Here is a 16,714-nt window from a genome sequence, read left to right on the forward strand (position 1 = left end):
GTCCGGCGTCGGTTTCGGATGTCCATCGCCCGGAAAGGCATTAGAAGCGCGCGATGTTCGACGTCGCTCCCACTGAACTCCTCCTCGTCGCGTTCGTCGCGCTGATCGTGATCGGTCCCAAGGATCTGCCCAAGGCGATGCGGGTAGTCGGCTATTGGGTCGGCCGCGCGCGCGGCGTCGCGCGCCAGTTCCGCTCTGGGTTCGATGCGATGGTGCGCGAGGCCGAGCTGGAAGAGATGGAAAAGAAGTGGAAGGACGAAAATGAGCGGATCATGCGCGAGCATGCCGCCGCAACCTCCTTCCCCGAGTTGGACGACACCGCGCCGCGGCCGCTGGCATTGACCGCGGATCCGGTGCCCGACGCACCGTCGCTGGAAAAGGGGGCGTCGCTGGAAAAGGGGCCCTCGCTCGAAAAGGGGCCCTCGCTCGAAAAGGCAGGGGATAGTGCCCAGGCCGGCGCGGATCCGGCGCCTGAGCCGGCCGTACCCGAACCCGAACCCGCTGCGGAGTCCTCCGACGCGACGCCCCCGCCGGCTGCAGCCCCCGAAGAACGCCCGTATTGGCTCGACAAGCGCGCATGAAGGACATCGACGAAAGCCGCGCTCCGCTGCTCGACCATCTGATCGAGCTGCGCAGGCGCCTTCTCTGGTGCGTCGGTGCCTTCGCCATCGGTTTCGCGCTGTGCCTCTATTTCGCCGAGCCGATCTTCGCGGTGCTGGTGCAGCCGCTGCTGAGGGCGGGGCAGGGCAAGCTGATCTACACGGACATTTTCGAGGCCTTCTTCGTCAATGTGAAGGTGGCGTTCTTCGCCGCCATCATGCTCGCCTTCCCGGTAATCGCCACGCAGCTCTGGCGCTTCGTCGCGCCCGGCCTCTACGCGAACGAGAAGCGCGCCTTCCTGCCCTTCCTTCTGATGACGCCGATCCTGTTCGCGATGGGCGCGTCGCTCGCCTATTTCTTCGCGATCCCGGTCGCGCTGCACTTCCTGCTGGGCGGGTTCGAGGGCACGGTCGGCGGGGTCGAGCGCGAGGCGCTGCCGGCGATCGGCAATTATCTGAACTTCATCACCAAATTCCTGTTCGGCTTCGGCGTGAGCTTCTTGCTGCCGGTGGTGCTGATGCTCCTGGAACGCGCCGGCATCGTCACCCGCGCGCAACTCGTCAGCGGCCGGCGCTATGCGATCGTCGGCGCCTTCGCGATCGCCGCGGTGCTGACGCCGCCCGATATCGTGTCGCAGCTGCTGCTCGCGATCCCGCTGATGCTGCTCTATGAGTTCGCGCTGATCGCGATCTGGTTCACCGAACGTCGCCGCGTGCGCGCCGAGGCGGTCGGCGACGCATGACGGGCGTGGCCGCGCCGTTCATCGACGCGGCGAACGCGATGCGGGTCGAAGGGCCGGAATGCCCGCCCTTTCCGGTGCGGGACGGTTGCGCGGTTGAGCCGCTGGTCGAGGCGGCGGAGATGTATCCGGCGATGGAACGGCTGGTGCTCGACGCGCGCAAGAGCGTGTGGCTGGCGTTTCGCGTATTCGATCCCGATACGCGCACGCGTTCGGCGGAAGCGAAGGCGCGGGGCCTGGCCGACTGGACGGCGCTGATCATCGATGCCGTGCAGCGCGGCGTTTCGGTGCGCGTGATGATCGCCGATTTCGAACCGGTGATGGCCGACTATCTCCACGCCGGATCCTGGGCGAGCTTCCGCCGGCTGCGCGATGCGGCGGCACCGCTCGACGCCGCGATCGCCACGCGGCTCGAGATCATGATCGTGATGCACGAGGGGGAACTCGGCTGGGTGTGGCGGCAGGCGCTGCGGCTGGCGGTGGGTGCGCGCGCGCGCAAGGTGGTGGCGAAGCTGCTCGATGGCGATGCCGCCGATGGCGGGCTCAGCGTACGGCCCGGGCTGTGGCGATACGTGTTGTGGCGTTCGGGCAAGCCGGCGCGGATCCGCGCGGTGCCGCAACTGCCCCGGCTGTGGCCGGCGACCTACCATCAGAAATTCGCGGTGATCGACGGCACGACCGCGGTCGCCGGCGGTCTCGATCTCGACGAGCGCCGCTGGGACGATCGTCGCCACCGCCAGCGCGCCGACCAGACCTGGCACGATGTGTCGGCGATCGTGCGCGGACCCGCCGTGGCCGATGCCGCGCGCCATTTCGCGACCTTGTGGAACGCCGAACTGCCGCGCTACCGCGCCGTCGTCGCCGAATGGTCGAACGGCACGGGAGAGACGCTGCAGCTCGATCCGCTGACCGATGCGGTGGAATTGCCGCCGCCGGCGCCGGGCGGCCAGGCGCGCGTGCAGTTCCTCCGCACGCGTTCGCGCCTTTCGACCTCGCCGGTCGCGTTCGGCCCGCGGGCACATGTGCGCGAACTGAAGGCGGCGCATCGCAGCATGATCATCGGCGCGCGCCGGCAGCTCTACATCGAGGCGCAATTCTTCCGTTCGGCCGTGGCGGCGCGCTGGGTGGTACAGGCGTTGCGCGCCTCTCCCGGACTCGAAGTGATCATCCTCGTCGCCAACGTGCCCGAGGAAATCGCGTTCGAGGGGCAGGGCGACAATCCCGCGCACCGCCATGGCGAATATCTCCAGGCCCGCGCGCTCAAGCGCGTCGTGCGCGCTGGCGGCCGCGATCGGGTGGGGCTGTTCACGCTCGCCAAGCGTGAGGCCGTGCGCCGTGACGAGGAAGATTTCGTCGAGGATCGCGGCACCGCATTCGGTTCGGGGCTGATCCACATCCATGCCAAGCTGCTGATCGCCGACGGCGAAAGCTGCCTGCTCTCGTCCGCGAACATCAACGGCCGCAGTTTCGAGTGGGATACCGAGTTCGGACTGTTGTGGGCGCATGACGATGCCGGCATCGCTGCCTTTCGCGACCACCTGTGGCGGCAATTGTTCGCAGGCCATCTCGATGGCAGCGCGACGCTCGACGACTGGCGACGCGCGGCGCTCGCCAATGTCGACGCCACGCCCGAGACGCGCAAGGGGTTCGTCGTGCCCTACCAGATCGGCCGCGCGCGCCGCTTCGGCAGGCCCTACTGGTTCGTACCCGACGATCTGGTGTGACAATGCGACAACGGCCGCGCGACGTCGTGTCACGCGGCCGTTGTGATCGGCTTGTTCGGATCATCCCGTTCCGGGAGAAATCTGATCAATCGGCAGCGTCTTCCACTGCCTGGCCGGCCGACTGGACGTCGCGGCCGGCGCCCTCAACCGTATTGCAGGCGCTGACCAGCAGCGCGCCGGCCACCATCACGATGCCAAGATATTTACGAACCATCCGACGTCTCCTGAAACAATAGACGCGCGCTCTGGCACGCGACCGCCAGACTCAATGCGCAACCGCGATGGATGTTCCACTGCGGAAACGATCAACACATTGATGAGATTTGAAAAAATAAGGCCCGGATGCGTTTCGGGGGGGGGAACGCATCCGGGCCTATGTCGTGGATAGCGAGAGCGGGGGGGCAAAAGGTCGCTATCCGAAGAGTAGAACCATCACTGTAGGGATCGGTTCCGCGAAAAATTCGGGGTGCGATTATTTTTTTGCGTCGTCGTCAAGCACCGCGATCTGGATCGCGAAGCTGCCCGTTTCGGCATCGCGGGCGATGGGCGAACGGAGCTGTCGCGAGAGGCCCTCGATGACGCGGCCGAAGCCCTGCGCGTTGATTTCATCCAGGCGCTGGGTGGCGATCAGTGCGCGCGAACGGATGCTCAGCGTGATCCGTCCCGGCACGTCGGCGCGGGTGGCGGTGATCGCGATCGCGGCCGCGCGATCGACCAGCAACGCGAGTTCCAGCAGCTCGGTGATGAGAAAGGCGATCGCCACCGCGACATCCTGGCTGACGTGGAAGGGGTTGATCTCGAGCGTGATCGTCGGCTTCGGGCCGGTCTCCGGCGCGCTCGCACGGAAGTTGGACGCGATCTCGGCGATCAGCGGGCGCAGCGCGAGGCCCAGATTTTCTTCCAGCTCCGCATAATGATTGCGGTGGACGACCGAAAGCGCATCCACGCGCCGCTGAATCGATGCATAGGCCGCCGTCGCCTCATCGGACTTGGCGGCGCGCGCATGCAGATTGATCAGGCTGGCGACCACCTGGAGGTTGTTCTTGACGCGGTGGTGGACCTCGCGCGTCAGCTTGGTCTGGCGGGCGAGCCCGGCCGCCATCTCCGCCTCGTGCGCTGAAACTGCATCTCCCAGCGTCCGGAAGCTCTGTCCCAGTTGGCGAAGCTCTTCCGACGGTCCCTTGACGCGGTCGAACGCCACCGTGCCGCCGGGCTGATAGGCGGAGACCTCGCCCTCCAGCCGCTTGAGCGGCGCGATCAGCAGCCGGTCCACAACCAGCCAACCGATCGTTGCGGCGGCGAGCCACATCAGCAACGGCGTCAGCAGCGAGAGGATTTCGGCGGAGGTGAAGGGAACCCGGCCCACCGTCATCACCAGCGCGAGGTCGGCGATGCCGGTGGCATGGACCACGGTGTCGGTGCGCATCAGCGGGGTGCGGGCCAGATTGTCGCTGAGGTCGATCGACGCGCCGTCCCCTTCCTCCTCGGCCAAGGTCAGCATGTGCGGCGGTACATAGCCCACCGGACGGACCGTCTCGGTCAGCTGCGCGCGCGGATATTCGGCCACGGCGACCGCTGCGCCGCTGCCGCTGCGAATCACCAGTCGCAGCGACTCCGTCGCTGGGTCGATCATGGCGGTGAGAGGAGGATCGCGCGTCGTCACCAGCGGTCGGGGCGGGGAAAAGCGCGGGCTGGCGCAGCGGAGCTCGCCCAGTGACGTGAAGACGGCAAAACGCGGTGCCCGTCCGCTCTGCGTCCGCAGCACCGACATCGTCAGCGCGCAGGCTTGCGGGTTCAGCGGATCGGCCTGGATCGAATCGGCCGCCTGCTGCAGCGCGGAAACATCGGCGGCGATTTCCGCCCCCAGCGTGCGTGCGCTCTCGGTGAGCGCAATGCGCACGATCGAGCGCCGCTCGAGATCGGTCGTCCGGCTGGATTGGGCGGATGCAAGAAAAGCAATGATCCCCAGCGGCAACAGCGCGACGCTGAGGATGACGAACATCTTGAAACCGGTCGATATCCGGCTCAGGCGCCCACCCAGCGATGGTGGAGCCGCTCCATCATCGCGCGGAAGGGGCACCGTCATCTCAAACCATCAGTCGAGCTTGCCCAGAAGATCGAGCATTTCCTTCGGAACCGATTCGCCGAGCGCGCTGTCGTAAACGGTGCGCAGCGCGCGACCCACATCCTTGCTGTCGCCCTTGCCGCGCTTGGCGCCAGGCGAGTTCGAGGATGCATCCGGAGCCGCGTCCTGCGGACCCCGTGATACTGTATTGTCCGTGCCCGATCCCAAGCCGTGCCCCCCTCAACAACAATGCACGCCCGCTCGCGACTGCGGGACCGATTGATCCTTGATCGCGCACGGCCCATCCGCGCTGCGACATGCGTATAAAGTCCACATCGGCGTATGAAACAAAAAAGTCGTTCGTTGGTTCCCGGTGCAGGTCGCTCTTTCTCAGTGGCCTGCGCGGGGGCGGGGGGTTGTCATGTGGCTTCCAGGCTCCCACACAGTTTTTGGAACCGCAGGAGTTATCCATCCCATGTCGCTCGGTCAGCAGTTGGTCCCCCATCTTCCGTTCCTGCGCCGTTATGCGCGCGCGCTGACGGGCAGTCAGGGCCATGGTGATGCCTATGTGCGTGCCACGCTCGAGGCGATCGTGGAGGCTCCCGACCAGTTTCCGCGCGACGTCGATCCCCGCATGGGGCTCTACCGTACCTTTCAGGCGATCTGGGCGTCGACCAACATCGACATCGACGGTGAGGTCGGCAACCCGGTGCACGCGCCGGAAACGATCGCGTCGGCCCGTCTTGCGCGCGTGACGCCGCTGTCGCGGCAGGCGCTGCTGCTGACCGCGATGGAGGGGTTCTCGCCCGAGGATGCGGGCTATCTGATCGACGCATCGCCCGAGGATGTCGACTCGCTGGTCGCCGAAGCGCTCGCCGAGATCGAATCGCAGACGCGTGCCGAAGTGCTGATCATCGAGGATGAGCCGATCATCGCGATGGACCTGGAAACGATCGTGCGCGATCTGGGGCATGACGTCAGCGGTGTTGCCGTCACGCGGGAGGAAGCGGTGACGCAGGCGCTCGCGCAGCGCCCGGGGCTGGTGCTCGCCGACATTCAGTTGGCCGATGACAGCTCCGGCATCGACGCCGTGAAAGACATTCTGGCCGAATTCAACGTGCCGGTGATCTTCATCACCGCCTTCCCCGAACGCCTGCTGACCGGCGAGCGGCCCGAGCCGACCTTCCTCATCACCAAGCCGTTCCAACGCTCGACGGTGAAGGCCGCGATCGCGCAGGCGCTGTTCTTCGATCAGGCGACGGTGCCGGCAAACTGAGGCATCGGCGGGAACCGACCTTGCGGCCATTGCGTTCTGGTAACGACAAATGGCCGGGAGGCGGATCATGGCGAACGAAGAGATTCATGTCGACAAGGAAGACGCGCGGGCGGGGAGCACACCTCATGTCGTGCGCTATATCCTGATCATTTCGCTCGTACTTGTGATCCTGGCGTTCATCGGTATCACAATGTGGGGCGGCAACTGAATATGGCGACGGCGGCTTCGCTGGTCATCTCCGATGCGGGCGGCTACTCTGCCGAGCGCGCGAACTACCCCGGGGGACTTACTGCTTTGAACCAATCGCGCGGACATGATGAGGATGACGGGCAGGGCGAGGGCGTCGCGCCCGATCCCGTCCCGCTGTCCGATGCCGAGTTCAAGGACGAGTTGGCGCGGGTCATCCCGCACCTGCGCGCGTTCGGCCGCTCGGTCTCGGGCAGTCGCGACCTCGCGGATGATCTCGTCCAGGAAACGCTGATGAAAGCGTGGGCCGCGCGTCACCGCTTCCAGGCCGGCACCAACATGCGCGCCTGGACCTTCATCATCCTGCGCAACCTCTATCTCTCTCAGATGCGCCGCGCGCGCTTCAAGGGCGAATGGGACGATCTGACCGCGGACCGCCTGCTGGCAGCGCCTGCCGGGCAGGACAAGCATGTCGAACTGGGCGACATCCAGCGCGCGCTGATGCACCTTCCGGAGGCGCAGCGCGAGGCGCTGATCCTCGTTGGCGCCGGCGGCTTCGCTTATGAGGAAGCCGCGGAAATCTGCGGCGTCGCGGTCGGTACGATCAAGAGCCGGGTCGCCCGCGGCCGCGCCGCGCTGGAATCGCTGATGACGGATGGCGCACTGCCCTCCCGCCGCACGCACTCCAACGCCCCGGGCAAGACCGCGCTCGAGGCGATCATGGACGATGTGGACAGCCTCAGCCGCGAGAATTGAGGAACATCCCTCCCCCTCGCGGGGGGGGTGTTCAGATGATCCCGGCCTCATCCTTGCGCCGTTCGGCATCGCGCCATTCCCACCACGCCCATCCGATCCCGATCGCGAGCACCAGCCACCCCCAGATGTGCATCCAGAAGGGGAAGAAATAGCCGCGTGTGGCGGTGAGCTTGGTGCCCATCACCTCTTCCAGCACGTCGAGCTTATCGAGATTGAGCGGCGAGAAATCGATCCGGTCGTGGCCGCGCGCGTAGAGCCCGACCCCATATTCCTTGTAGGCGAAGAAGGGCAGGCCGAGCATGCTCATCTCGCGATAGGAATAGCCGATCGCCGGCAGCGTCGGTTTCTCGCCCTTCTCCGGATCCGGTCCGCCCTTGACCGGCATAATCACGCCGCCGCCATAGTCCATGATGAACTGCAGCCTGGCGAAGTCGGTGCCCGGCGCGAGATCCTCGATATGATGCACCGCCGGCGCATCGGTGCGTAGCAGCGGCAGCGGATGCAGCGCGAACGACAGGATGATGATCCCGAAGAACAGGGTCGCGAAACCCCAGCGGATGATGGTGCTCAAGCTCTTCCCCCGAAGAATCCCCGCGATATGGCTAGCCGGCCACCATGGGGGGTGGTCAAGACCTATCCCTCGCCGGCAGGCTCCTGCAGAGCCAAAAAATTCCTCCGCGAACGCGGGGTGGCGCTATGCCCCGGGCGGCTGATGACCGAAGGTGAGAAACCGTTCGGACAGGTCGCGATAGAGCCGGTTGGCCGTGGCGAGCAGGTGCGGATCGGCGTCATGCACCACATGCTGTGCCGACGGGCGAAGCGCGTCGCCGCTGATGCTGCCGGGTGCCATCCCCAGCCTTTCGGCGAGGCGGGCAAGGGTGGGGATCGGCGTCGTGCACAACGCCCGGTGATCGACGAAGATCTGCCGCTTGGCCACGGCAGCGGTCTGCGCTGCAAGATGACGATAGGCGCCGATCCAGCATTTGAGCCAATAATCGATGCCGTCGCGGTCCTCGTCGGGCGCCGGTCCGCCTTCGAACAGGAAAGGGCGCTGGTCGGCGCCGAATTCATGGTGGCCAAGCCAGGTCATGAAGTGGCCGCGGAACGGATCGTCCGCCGCGAGCGCGGATGCGCGACGGTGCATTGCGCGCAATGATGCCGCCTGCTGCAGCGGCTCGCGGATCGGATGCAGCAGCGTCGCGTCGGGGAAGGCGGCAACCAGATAGGGCAGTCTCAATATGTTGTTGTTGTTCTTCGACAGATACCGGTTGCGGCCATAGCGCAGCAGCACGAGCCGCATGAAGTCGCCGAACGCCGCCATCGTCTCCGTCGATGGCGCAATTGCCTTCAAGCCTGCCTTGCCGCGATACTGCGATCCTTCGCGGGCACGCCAGAAGACTTCCTCGATCGCCTCGGGGCTGTCGAGATCGTGCGCGATGCCGTCGCCGTGGCCGCGCTCGGTCGCGGCTACGCTGCGCGCCTCGCCCCTGGAAAGCCGTGCCCAACTATTGGGTGCCAGCGGGAAGGGCATGTCGCGAAACGACAGCGAGGCGAAGACGCCGGTATCGTGCAGCAGACGGGTCATCATAGATGTGCCTGCCCGCGCAAGCCCGATGACGAACACCGGCGCGGTCGGCGTATAGGCGGCGGCGGCCCGCGCGAACCGCCTGCGTTCGATGTCGAAACTCAGATCGAGCAGTGGCGTGAAGCCGAGCGCCAGCCGATGGAGCAACCGGTCAGTGCGGCTGTAGCCGCTTTGCGAGACGATGTCTGACGAGGGCATAGCTGATCGTAGCGGCGAGAATGATCAATCGCGACTGCCAATCCGTCAACGCGGTGAGCGCGCCCAGCCGCCGGCCGAGCAGCAGGTCGGTAACGATCGCCGCGGCGAGGGGGGCGGCGATCAGCAAGATCAGCAGCCCGGCGCGCAGCGACGATCCGAACAGCCGCGCCGAAAGGATGCGCGCGCCGCGGCCTTTGGACCAATCCGACGCGCCCCTGTGCGCGAGCAACGCAGACGATCGCCGGCCGAGCGCGGCGATCGTGCGAAAGCTGGCGATGAGCGGCAGGCGCCGGACGGTTTCGATCGCGATCAGGATCGCAAGCAGCAGTGCGATCACTCGCGGATCAGTCCGTACCGGCGTCTTCCGGCGTCGGTGCGGCGGCGGACCGTCCGCGCAGGCGCCGCAACAGCCGCTTGATCGGATACCAGACGACCGCGAGGATCCCCATGAAGACGGATCCGACCACGCCCAGCGCCACGCCGATCGCGCCCATGCCGAGGCCCGGTCCCAGATAGGCCTGCGCGGTCTGCGGTGCCGCAACAAGCAGCGCCAGCGCCATCCATAGTGCCAACCGTCGACCGTTCATTCGACCGTTCATTCGCATCGGGCCCCCTGCGCGCGAGCAATCCCCTGGGCGTCGGTATCGCCGAGATAGCGGCTCCAGCCTAGCATATACCGATCACCCTTCGCATCCGCAGCAACATAGCGCCAGCGCACCGTGCCATCCGGCGCGATGCGCAGCAAACGGCCGCCGACGGTTTCCTCGACCATCATGTCGCCATTGTCGGGCAGCGGCGTGGCCCGGCCCTGCCAGCTGGTCTGGATCTTCTCGCGGGTCATCGCCCTGGCGAAGGGCTGCTCGAACCGGTCGGTACGGAAATCATAGACGAGCACGCGGTTGGGGCCGAGCGGCGTGTTGCCCGGCGCGCCCGCGCTCGCATGATTGTCGAAGATCGATATGCGGCCGTCGTCCAGCACGTTGATGTCGTGCTGGAACGAGAACGGCCTGTCGCGCCACCAGAGGATGCGGTTGGTCGAGGGGCGGTACAGCATGACGAGCGAGAGGTTGCGCATGCTGAGGAACAGGTCGCCGCGCTTCCAGAAGGCGGAATCGTGCCGCACCGGCTCGACGTCGTTCAGGTGGAAGGGGTCGTCGGTATAGGGGCGCGACCGCCACAGATGGCCGAGCCCGTTGGCGTCGAGGATCTCGGCGATGCGCGTGCGGCCGAGCATGCGCCCATCCTCCGATACATGGGCGATGGCATCGTCGCGGAAAGTGCGCCGCACATGGCGCTCGCGCGGCTGGGGAAAGGTGTAGGCGGCCCAGAGATCGCGATCGAGGCCGCGCTCGAGCGAATGGTGGAAAACGCCGTCGATCGTCCACAGCACGCGGCCGCAGGCGTCGACGCGGAACAGCGGCGAGCCATGCTGGAGGATCAGCCCGCCATCCGCCATCAGCAAGGGGTGGAGGAGGCGATTTCGGCTCGCGTTCCGGTCGCGGGGCAGATCGACCAACGCCGTCTTCATCTTCGAACGGCGGATCATCTCCTCCGCATCCGGCCGATATTCGTGGAGGATGCGGCCGTCGTCGAGCCGCATCAGCCGCACGACATAGCGTCCGGCCTCGGCGGAATAGTGCGACACCAGCACATGGCCCTTGTCGACATAGGGTTGGCGGGTGTTGCGGCGGAAGCCGGTGGGCAGCTTTTGCTGCGGCGTGGTCACCGGCGCATTGTCGGGCTTGAAGACGCGCTGGATCGTGTTCGGAACGTCCGACAGCTCGAGAGCGACGGCGCCGATCCTGCCGTGGCCGGAGGGGTATCGCGCCATCCAGCTGAACCAGATCAGGATCACGAGCGCCGCGATCGCGAGAAGCGCGACGATCCGGAAGGGCACCGGCCAGTCCATCAGCCGCTCGAAACGGCCGCGCGCGGTCACGGCTGCGGGCGCGTTTGTCGTCTTCGCCGGCGTAACGCCCGCCCCCTTCCGGGGCATCAACGCGCGCCGGCCATAGTCAGTACGATCTTGCCGACATGATCGCCGGCCTCCATCCGGGCGTGCGCGGCGGCGGCGTCCGCCAACGGGAAGCTGCGGTCCATCACCGGCCGCAGCCGCCCTTCGGCGATCAGCGGCCAGACGCGCTGCCGAAGTTCGTCGGCCACCGCGGCCTTGAACGCCGGCGGCCGCGCGCGCAGCGTGGAGCCGGTCAGCACCAGCCGGCGCATCATCACCTCGGCGATGCTGATCTCGGCCTTGGCGCCGCGCTGCACCGCGATCGAAACGTGGCGGCCATCGTCGGCAAGCGCCTTCATGTTGCGCGGCAGATAGTCGCCGCCGACCATGTCGAGCACCACCTGCACACCGGTGCCGCCGGTGATGTCCTTCACCACGGCGACGAAATCCTGCGCCGAATAGTCGATCGCATGATCGGCCCCCAGCGCTCGCGCCGCATCGCATTTGGCGGCCGAGCCGCAGGTGACGATCATCGTCAGCCCGAACATTTTGCCCAGGCCGATCGCCATCGTGCCGATGCCGCTGGTGCCGCCATGGACGAGGACATGCTCGCCGGTCACCGCGCGGGCGCGCTGGAACAGGTTGCTCCATACGGTGAACAAGGTCTCGGGCAGCGCCGCCGCCTCGACGATATCGAACCCCTCCGGCACCGGCAGGCACTGCGCTGCCGGCGCCACGCAGAACTCGGCATAGCCGCCGCCTGCGACGAGCGCGCAGACGCGGCTGCCGATCAGCACCGAATCGACGCCTGCACCCACCCCGACCACCTCGCCCGCGACTTCGAGGCCGAGGATCGAGGGTGCGCCCTGGGGCGGCGGATACATGCCGCGGCGCTGCAGCACGTCCGGCCGGTTCACCCCCGCGGCGGCGACTCGGATCAGCACCTCGCCCTCGCCGGGCAGCGGCACCGGCCGCTCGACCACCACGAGCACCTCGGGGCCGCCCGCCGCGACGGGATCGATCGCCTGCATCGTCTGGCCCTGCATCACTGCTCCTGTTTTTGCACGCAGGGGCTTATTGACAGGACGGGCGGCACGATCAAGGTTGCGCATATGGATCTGGACGATCTCGCCGCGCGGCGGCCCGACGACCCCCTGGTCGTTCTGGTGCGCCAGGATCTCGACCCGCTGTCGGTCGACGAACTGCGGCTTCGCATCGCGGCGCTGGAGGCGGAAATCGCCCGTACCAGGCGCAAGATCGAGGGCGCGATCAGCCATCGGTCCAGCGCCGAGGCGCTCTTCAGGCGATGAGTGTCGCCGGATCCGGGTGCGCCGCGTGCGCCTCGACCGGATCCGGTTCGTCTGCGATCGAACGGGCCGCGCTTGATGTCGCGGCACCGGCATACAACATAGTTGTCACGGGCCGCCCGTCTTGCGGCCTGCTTGGAGTGATTTGATGCCTTCATTCGCCACTGAGCTCGAAACCACTTTGCACAACGCGCTGCGCCATGCCTCCGATCGTCGCCACGAATATGCGACGCTCGAGCATCTGCTGCTCGCGCTGATCAGTGACGAGCATGCCTCGAAGGTGATGGGCGCGTGCGGCGTGAACATGGGCGAGCTCAAGGATGCAGTGACGCTCTACCTCGATACCGAGCTCGATTCGCTCAAGGTCGAGGGGCAGACCGATCCGTCGCCCACCGCCGGCTTCCAGCGCGTCGTCCAGCGCGCGATCCTTCACGTGCAGTCCTCGGGCCGCGACGAGGTGACCGGCGCCAATGTGCTCGTCGCCCTGTTCAGCGAGCGGGAGAGCTATGCCGTCTATTTCCTGCAGCAGCAGGACATGAGCCGCCTCGATGCGGTGAGCTTCATCAGTCATGGCGTCGGCAAGGGCGGCAGCGCCCCGGAGCCGCGCGAGGTCAAGGGCGCCGAGGAGGAAAAGACGCAGAAGTCTGAGGCCAAGGGCGGCAAGGCCGAAAGCGCGCTCAAGCAGTTCACCGTGGATCTCAACGAGAAGGCGAAGAAGGGCAAGGTCGATCCGCTGATCGGCCGCGGGCCGGAGGTGGACCGGACCGTACAGATCCTGTGCCGCCGCTCGAAGAACAACCCGCTCTATGTCGGCGATCCCGGCGTGGGCAAGACCGCGATCGCCGAAGGTCTCGCGCGCAAGATCATCGAGGGGGACGTGCCCGAGGTGCTGCAGCAGGCGGTGATCTACTCGCTCGACATGGGCGCGCTTCTCGCCGGCACCCGCTATCGCGGCGACTTCGAGGAGCGGCTGAAGGCCGTCGTCTCGGAACTCGAGAAGCTTCCGCACGCGGTGCTCTTCATCGACGAGATCCACACCGTGATCGGCGCGGGTGCAACGTCGGGCGGCGCGATGGACGCGTCCAACCTGCTCAAGCCCGCCCTGTCCGGCGGCACGATCCGCTGCATCGGTTCGACGACCTACAAGGAGTTCCGCAACCACTTCGAGAAGGACCGCGCGCTGCTGCGGCGCTTCCAGAAGATCGACGTCAACGAGCCCAGCATCGAGGATACGATCAAGATCCTGGCGGGCCTGCGCTCCGCGTTCGAGGGGCATCACAACGTCAAATACACGCCCGACGCGATCAAGTCGGCGGTGGAACTGTCGGCGCGCTACATCAACGACCGCAAGCTGCCGGACAAGGCGATCGACGTGATCGACGAGGTCGGCGCGATGCAGATGCTGGTGGCGCCGAGCAAGCGCAAGAAGACGATCACCTCCAAGGAGATCGAGGCGGTGATCGCGACGATGGCACGCATTCCGCCGAAGTCGGTCTCCAGCGACGACAAGAAGACGCTCGAGACGCTGGATACCGATCTGAAGCGCGTCGTGTTCGGTCAGAATCTCGCGATCGAGAAGCTGTCGAGCGCGATCAAGCTCAGCCGTGCCGGCCTTCGCGATCCGGACAAGCCGATCGGCAACTATCTGTTCACCGGTCCGACCGGTGTCGGCAAGACCGAGGTCGCCCGTCAGCTCGCCACGATCCTGGGCATTCCGCTCCAGCGCTTCGACATGTCCGAATATATGGAGCGCCACTCGGTCAGCCGGCTGATCGGCGCGCCTCCCGGTTATGTCGGCTATGATCAGGGTGGGTTGCTGACCGACGCGATCGACCAGCAGCCGCATTCGGTGCTGCTGCTCGACGAGATCGAAAAGGCGCATCCGGACCTGTTCAACATCCTGCTCCAGGTGATGGACAACGGCAAGCTGACGGACCACCACGGCAAGACCGTCGACTTCCGCAACGTCATCCTGATCATGACGACCAATGCCGGCGCCGCCGAAATGGCGAGCGAGGGCATCGGCTTCGGGGCGATGAGCCGCGAGGATGCGGGTGACGAGGCGATCAAGCGGATGTTCACGCCGGAATTCCGCAACCGTCTCGATGCGGTGGTGCCGTTCGGCTACCTGCCGCCGGAAGTGGTCGCCCGCGTGGTCGACAAGTTCATCCTCCAGCTCGAACTGCAGCTGGCGGACCGCAACGTCCACATCAACCTCGACGACGACGCCAAGGCTTGGCTCACCGCCCGCGGCTATGACAAGCTGTACGGCGCCCGCCCGATGGGGCGCCTGATCCAGGAGAAGATCAAGCAGCCGCTGGCCGAGGAGCTGCTGTTCGGCAAGCTCGTGCATGGCGGCGAGGTGAAGGTCCACCTCAAGGACGATGCGCTGGCGTTCGAGATCGTGTCCGCTGCTCCCAAGGCGCCCAAGAAGGGCGGCGGGAAGAAGGTGGAGACGTCGAAGGCCAAGTGACGCGGCCGCCGCTCCTGTCCTGCCGCGGCCCCGGCCATCCTCCCGCCGATGGCTGATCCGTGGCAGGATCCCGACGCGGATCGCGTGATCGATGTTGTCCGGCGCCGGTTCGACCTCATCCGCGCTACGCGCGGCGAGGCGGACCGGCGCCGGCGTCGTTTCTGCCTTCCGGGATATGATCTCGACATGACATGCGCCGGGGTCGCCGCCGGCGACCTTCTGTGCCTGGCGTTCGATCATCGTCGCTGCGAGACGCTGGAGGGGCGGAACCCCGCGCTGCAGTGGCGCATCGGCGATGCGCACGGCATAGCCGGGCTGCCGCCACAGCCCGATCCGCCGACGGATCTCCATCCGCTGGGCAGCCTCCACAGAAACGCCGACAACACTGTGCTGATCGAGCGACGGCGCGGGTTCACCACCGTGTTCGACGTCGCGGCGATGGAACTGACGACGATCGTCGATGGGCCTTCGGCGATCGATACCGACCTGGTCGCCAAGCCGCTGCTGCGTTTCCTGCTGCCGCTGCTGATGCGGCAGGGCCTTGTCCTGTGCCACGCCGCGCTGCTGGGCGGCCGGGACGCGGGGCTGCTCGTAACCGGCCGCGGCGGCTCCGGAAAATCGACGATCTCGGCGGCGGCGCTGCTGGCCGGCGCCGGCTTCTGCAGCGATGACTTCGTGGCGCTGGAACGGCGCGGCGAAGCGCTGGTGGGCCACTGCATATATGCCAGCATCATGTTGGGCCGCGGCCAGATCGATCACTTTCCGGCGCTCGCGGCGCATGCACTGCGGCTGCGGCGCGACGTCTTCGAAAAGCATATGGTGCCTGTCGCGGCAGCCTTTCCGGGCCAGGTGCGCGACATGCTGCGCATCGATGCCGTCGCGGTGCCGGAAATCGTGGCAGCTCCCCGCTCCGAACTGGTGACGGGTTCGGTGGCGGACATGCTCCGCGCCGTCGCGCCCACCTCGGTCTTTTCCTCGCCCTGGCGCGAGGGGGAGCGGGTTCGCTTCCTGTTCGACACGATCAGCCGGCTCGAGCCGCTTGCTTACCGATCGGGTTCGGATTTTGGCGGCATCGCGGCACCGCTGCAGGCGCGCTATGGCTTCTGATGCGTCAGCCAGGCCGAGCGCGCCGCCGCCGCCGCCGTTGCGAGTGACCAGCATCATGCCGGTATTCAACGGTGCGGCCTATATCGGGGCGGCGATCGAAAGTCTCTGCCAGCAGACGCGGCCGCCGGTTCAGATCGTGGTCGTCGACGATGGCAGCACGGATGACAGCGCCGCGCGCGCCCTTGCTGCCGGCAAGGAATTGGTGACGCTGATCCGACAACCCAATCGCGGCTATCACGCGGCGCGCAATGCCGGCCTGGCGGCCGCGCAGGGCGACGTGATCCATTATTTCGATGCAGACGATATCGCACCCCCGCATGCGCTCGAGGCGATGATCGGGGCATTGTCGGCCAATCCCGGCTGGGATGCGGTGTTCGGCTGCTGGCGCAATTTCTGGATCGACGCGCTCGCCGCAGAGCGGGATGCGGACGCGAACCGCCACCTCGTCGGCGTCCAGCGCGGACTGGTGCTGATGGCGGCATTGTTCCGCAGGACACTGCTCGATCGCATGCCGCCCTTTCCGGAAAGCGGCGGCTGGGCCGAAGGGCCGCTCTGGACGGCGGAGCTGGTCCGCAGCGGCGCGAATTTGGGGCGCATCGGCGATGTCGTGCTGGAGCGCCGGATCCACCACGACAACGACAGTCGAAAGAAAACGCTGGACGGGCTCATCGACCTGGCGTTCAAGTTGCGCAAGGCGTCGCGTGCATCGACCACCAAAACGGATGGCGCTGCAAACAGCTGATC

At 66.6% G+C, this 16,714-nt stretch carries 20 protein-coding genes; 11 read left to right on the forward strand and 9 right to left on the reverse strand.

Going from position 1 to position 16,714, the window contains the following annotated elements:
* Nucleotides 1-53 precede the first annotated feature (53 nt).
* The 3 genes from tatB to NX02_RS00095 are packed head-to-tail and all read left to right on the forward strand — an operon-like array spanning nucleotide 54 to nucleotide 3,063.
* The gene (gene tatB, locus NX02_RS31115; protein ID WP_025290176.1) at nucleotides 54-581 is read left to right on the forward strand and encodes a Sec-independent protein translocase protein TatB; all 528 of its coding nucleotides are present in this window, start codon (nucleotides 54-56) and stop codon (nucleotides 579-581) included.
* Nucleotides 578-1,342 (forward strand): twin-arginine translocase subunit TatC, encoded by a 765-nt coding sequence (gene tatC / locus NX02_RS00090; protein ID WP_025290177.1) that lies wholly within the window; start codon nucleotides 578-580, stop codon nucleotides 1,340-1,342. Before tatB ends, tatC begins: the two co-directional genes overlap by 4 nt.
* Nucleotides 1,339-3,063 (forward strand): phospholipase D-like domain-containing protein, encoded by a 1,725-nt coding sequence (locus tag NX02_RS00095; RefSeq protein ID WP_025290178.1) that lies wholly within the window; start codon nucleotides 1,339-1,341, stop codon nucleotides 3,061-3,063. Before tatC ends, NX02_RS00095 begins: the two co-directional genes overlap by 4 nt.
* Nucleotides 3,064-3,148: 85 nt before the next feature.
* Here the strand turns inward: NX02_RS00095 and NX02_RS00100 are convergent, their stop codons facing one another.
* Nucleotides 3,149-3,250: an entericidin A/B family lipoprotein gene (locus NX02_RS00100; protein WP_425424052.1), complete on the reverse strand. Its 102-nt coding sequence runs from the start codon at nucleotides 3,248-3,250 to the stop codon at nucleotides 3,149-3,151.
* 285 nt (nucleotides 3,251-3,535) lie between these two features.
* On the reverse strand, nucleotides 3,536-4,564 hold the full coding sequence (locus NX02_RS34045) for a sensor histidine kinase (protein WP_425424024.1): 1,029 nt from the start codon (nucleotides 4,562-4,564) through the stop codon (nucleotides 3,536-3,538).
* Here NX02_RS34045 and NX02_RS34050 point away from each other — a divergent pair.
* Nucleotides 4,466-4,780, forward strand: coding sequence for a hypothetical protein (locus NX02_RS34050; protein ID WP_425424025.1), 315 nt, complete (start codon nucleotides 4,466-4,468; stop codon nucleotides 4,778-4,780). The two genes, NX02_RS34045 and NX02_RS34050, sit on opposite strands and share 99 nt — an antisense overlap.
* Before the next feature lie 378 nt (nucleotides 4,781-5,158).
* Here NX02_RS34050 and NX02_RS33425 read toward each other — a convergent pair whose 3' ends face one another.
* Nucleotides 5,159-5,356: a NepR family anti-sigma factor gene (locus NX02_RS33425; protein WP_025290181.1), complete on the reverse strand. Its 198-nt coding sequence runs from the start codon at nucleotides 5,354-5,356 to the stop codon at nucleotides 5,159-5,161.
* 247 nt (nucleotides 5,357-5,603) lie between these two features.
* Here NX02_RS33425 and NX02_RS00115 point away from each other — a divergent pair, with 247 nt between their 5' ends.
* The 3 genes from NX02_RS00115 (at nucleotide 5,604) to NX02_RS00125 (ending at nucleotide 7,346) form a co-directional block, all read left to right on the forward strand.
* On the forward strand, nucleotides 5,604-6,404 hold the full coding sequence (locus NX02_RS00115) for a response regulator (RefSeq protein ID WP_025290182.1): 801 nt from the start codon (nucleotides 5,604-5,606) through the stop codon (nucleotides 6,402-6,404).
* A 67-nt stretch (nucleotides 6,405-6,471) separates the two neighbouring features.
* Nucleotides 6,472-6,612, forward strand: a complete 141-nt coding sequence (locus NX02_RS33045) for a hypothetical protein (protein WP_025290183.1) — start codon at nucleotides 6,472-6,474, stop codon at nucleotides 6,610-6,612.
* Nucleotides 6,613-6,614: 2 nt separating this feature from the next.
* Nucleotides 6,615-7,346, forward strand: a complete 732-nt coding sequence (locus NX02_RS00125) for a sigma-70 family RNA polymerase sigma factor (protein ID WP_025290184.1) — start codon at nucleotides 6,615-6,617, stop codon at nucleotides 7,344-7,346.
* A gap of 31 nt (nucleotides 7,347-7,377) precedes the next feature.
* On the opposite strand, the gene NX02_RS00130 is transcribed toward NX02_RS00125, so the two are convergent.
* The 6 genes from NX02_RS00130 to NX02_RS00155 all read right to left on the reverse strand — a co-directional run bounded on the left by NX02_RS00130 (nucleotide 7,378) and on the right by NX02_RS00155 (nucleotide 12,129).
* On the reverse strand, nucleotides 7,378-7,917 hold the full coding sequence (locus NX02_RS00130; protein WP_025290185.1) for a hypothetical protein: 540 nt from the start codon (nucleotides 7,915-7,917) through the stop codon (nucleotides 7,378-7,380).
* Between the two features lie 123 nt (nucleotides 7,918-8,040).
* Nucleotides 8,041-9,129, reverse strand: coding sequence for a sulfotransferase (locus tag NX02_RS00135; protein WP_158013836.1), 1,089 nt, complete (start codon nucleotides 9,127-9,129; stop codon nucleotides 8,041-8,043).
* Nucleotides 9,083-9,466: a hypothetical protein gene (locus NX02_RS31950; RefSeq protein WP_025290187.1), complete on the reverse strand. Its 384-nt coding sequence runs from the start codon at nucleotides 9,464-9,466 to the stop codon at nucleotides 9,083-9,085. Before NX02_RS31950 ends, NX02_RS00135 begins: the two co-directional genes overlap by 47 nt.
* A gap of 7 nt (nucleotides 9,467-9,473) precedes the next feature.
* Nucleotides 9,474-9,716, reverse strand: a complete 243-nt coding sequence (locus NX02_RS00145; RefSeq protein WP_211258265.1) for a hypothetical protein — start codon at nucleotides 9,714-9,716, stop codon at nucleotides 9,474-9,476.
* Between the two features lie 8 nt (nucleotides 9,717-9,724).
* Nucleotides 9,725-11,125, reverse strand: coding sequence for an arylsulfotransferase family protein (locus NX02_RS00150; RefSeq protein WP_025290189.1), 1,401 nt, complete (start codon nucleotides 11,123-11,125; stop codon nucleotides 9,725-9,727).
* Nucleotides 11,125-12,129 carry an NAD(P)H-quinone oxidoreductase gene (locus NX02_RS00155; protein ID WP_245648722.1) on the reverse strand — a complete coding sequence of 335 codons (1,005 nt, stop codon included), beginning with the start codon at nucleotides 12,127-12,129 and terminating at the stop codon, nucleotides 11,125-11,127. Before NX02_RS00155 ends, NX02_RS00150 begins: the two co-directional genes overlap by 1 nt.
* Before the next feature lie 66 nt (nucleotides 12,130-12,195).
* On the opposite strand from NX02_RS00155, the gene NX02_RS33430 reads away from it, so the two are divergent.
* From NX02_RS33430 to NX02_RS30455, 4 genes are all read left to right on the forward strand, one after another.
* A complete protein-coding gene (locus NX02_RS33430) occupies nucleotides 12,196-12,393 on the forward strand; it encodes a DUF1192 domain-containing protein (protein WP_025290191.1) in 198 nt (65 codons plus the stop codon).
* Nucleotides 12,394-12,538: 145 nt separating this feature from the next.
* Complete coding sequence (clpA, locus tag NX02_RS00165; RefSeq protein WP_025290192.1) at nucleotides 12,539-14,863, forward strand: ATP-dependent Clp protease ATP-binding subunit ClpA; 2,325 nt, start codon at nucleotides 12,539-12,541, stop codon at nucleotides 14,861-14,863.
* An 84-nt stretch (nucleotides 14,864-14,947) separates the two neighbouring features.
* Entirely contained in the window at nucleotides 14,948-15,970 is a 1,023-nt protein-coding gene (locus NX02_RS00170) for a phosphoenolpyruvate carboxykinase (ATP) (protein WP_158013837.1), read from the forward strand.
* Between the two features lie 55 nt (nucleotides 15,971-16,025).
* Nucleotides 16,026-16,712: a glycosyltransferase family 2 protein gene (locus NX02_RS30455; RefSeq protein ID WP_158013838.1), complete on the forward strand. Its 687-nt coding sequence runs from the start codon at nucleotides 16,026-16,028 to the stop codon at nucleotides 16,710-16,712.
* Nucleotides 16,713-16,714: the final 2 nt, after the last annotated feature.

The organism is Sphingomonas sanxanigenens DSM 19645 = NX02 (assembly GCF_000512205.2).
Classification (GTDB): Bacteria; Pseudomonadota; Alphaproteobacteria; order Sphingomonadales; family Sphingomonadaceae; genus Sphingomonas_D; species Sphingomonas_D sanxanigenens.

Bases quoted from the DNA above. Each gene is read 5' to 3' on its own strand.
- NX02_RS33430 (WP_025290191.1), top strand. From the start codon at position 12,196: ATGGATCTGGACGATCTCGCCGCGCGGCGGCCCGACGACCCCCTGGTC.
- NX02_RS00135 (WP_158013836.1), bottom strand. From the start codon at position 9,129: ATGCCCTCGTCAGACATCGTCTCGCAAAGCGGCTACAGCCGCACTGAC.
- NX02_RS00115 (WP_025290182.1), top strand. From the start codon at position 5,604: ATGTCGCTCGGTCAGCAGTTGGTCCCCCATCTTCCGTTCCTGCGCCGT.
- tatC (WP_025290177.1), top strand. From the start codon at position 578: ATGAAGGACATCGACGAAAGCCGCGCTCCGCTGCTCGACCATCTGATC.
- NX02_RS33045 (WP_025290183.1), top strand. From the start codon at position 6,472: ATGGCGAACGAAGAGATTCATGTCGACAAGGAAGACGCGCGGGCGGGG.
- NX02_RS30455 (WP_158013838.1), top strand. From the start codon at position 16,026: ATGCCGGTATTCAACGGTGCGGCCTATATCGGGGCGGCGATCGAAAGT.
- NX02_RS00150 (WP_025290189.1), bottom strand. From the start codon at position 11,125: ATGCCCCGGAAGGGGGCGGGCGTTACGCCGGCGAAGACGACAAACGCG.
- NX02_RS00095 (WP_025290178.1), top strand. From the start codon at position 1,339: ATGACGGGCGTGGCCGCGCCGTTCATCGACGCGGCGAACGCGATGCGG.
- NX02_RS00125 (WP_025290184.1), top strand. From the start codon at position 6,615: ATGGCGACGGCGGCTTCGCTGGTCATCTCCGATGCGGGCGGCTACTCT.
- clpA (WP_025290192.1), top strand. From the start codon at position 12,539: ATGCCTTCATTCGCCACTGAGCTCGAAACCACTTTGCACAACGCGCTG.
- tatB (WP_025290176.1), top strand. From the start codon at position 54: ATGTTCGACGTCGCTCCCACTGAACTCCTCCTCGTCGCGTTCGTCGCG.
- NX02_RS34050 (WP_425424025.1), top strand. From the start codon at position 4,466: ATGGACCACGGTGTCGGTGCGCATCAGCGGGGTGCGGGCCAGATTGTC.
- NX02_RS34045 (WP_425424024.1), bottom strand. From the start codon at position 4,564: ATGCTGACCTTGGCCGAGGAGGAAGGGGACGGCGCGTCGATCGACCTC.
- NX02_RS00155 (WP_245648722.1), bottom strand. From the start codon at position 12,129: ATGCAGGGCCAGACGATGCAGGCGATCGATCCCGTCGCGGCGGGCGGC.
- NX02_RS00100 (WP_425424052.1), bottom strand. From the start codon at position 3,250: ATGGTGGCCGGCGCGCTGCTGGTCAGCGCCTGCAATACGGTTGAGGGC.
- NX02_RS00145 (WP_211258265.1), bottom strand. From the start codon at position 9,716: ATGAACGGTCGACGGTTGGCACTATGGATGGCGCTGGCGCTGCTTGTT.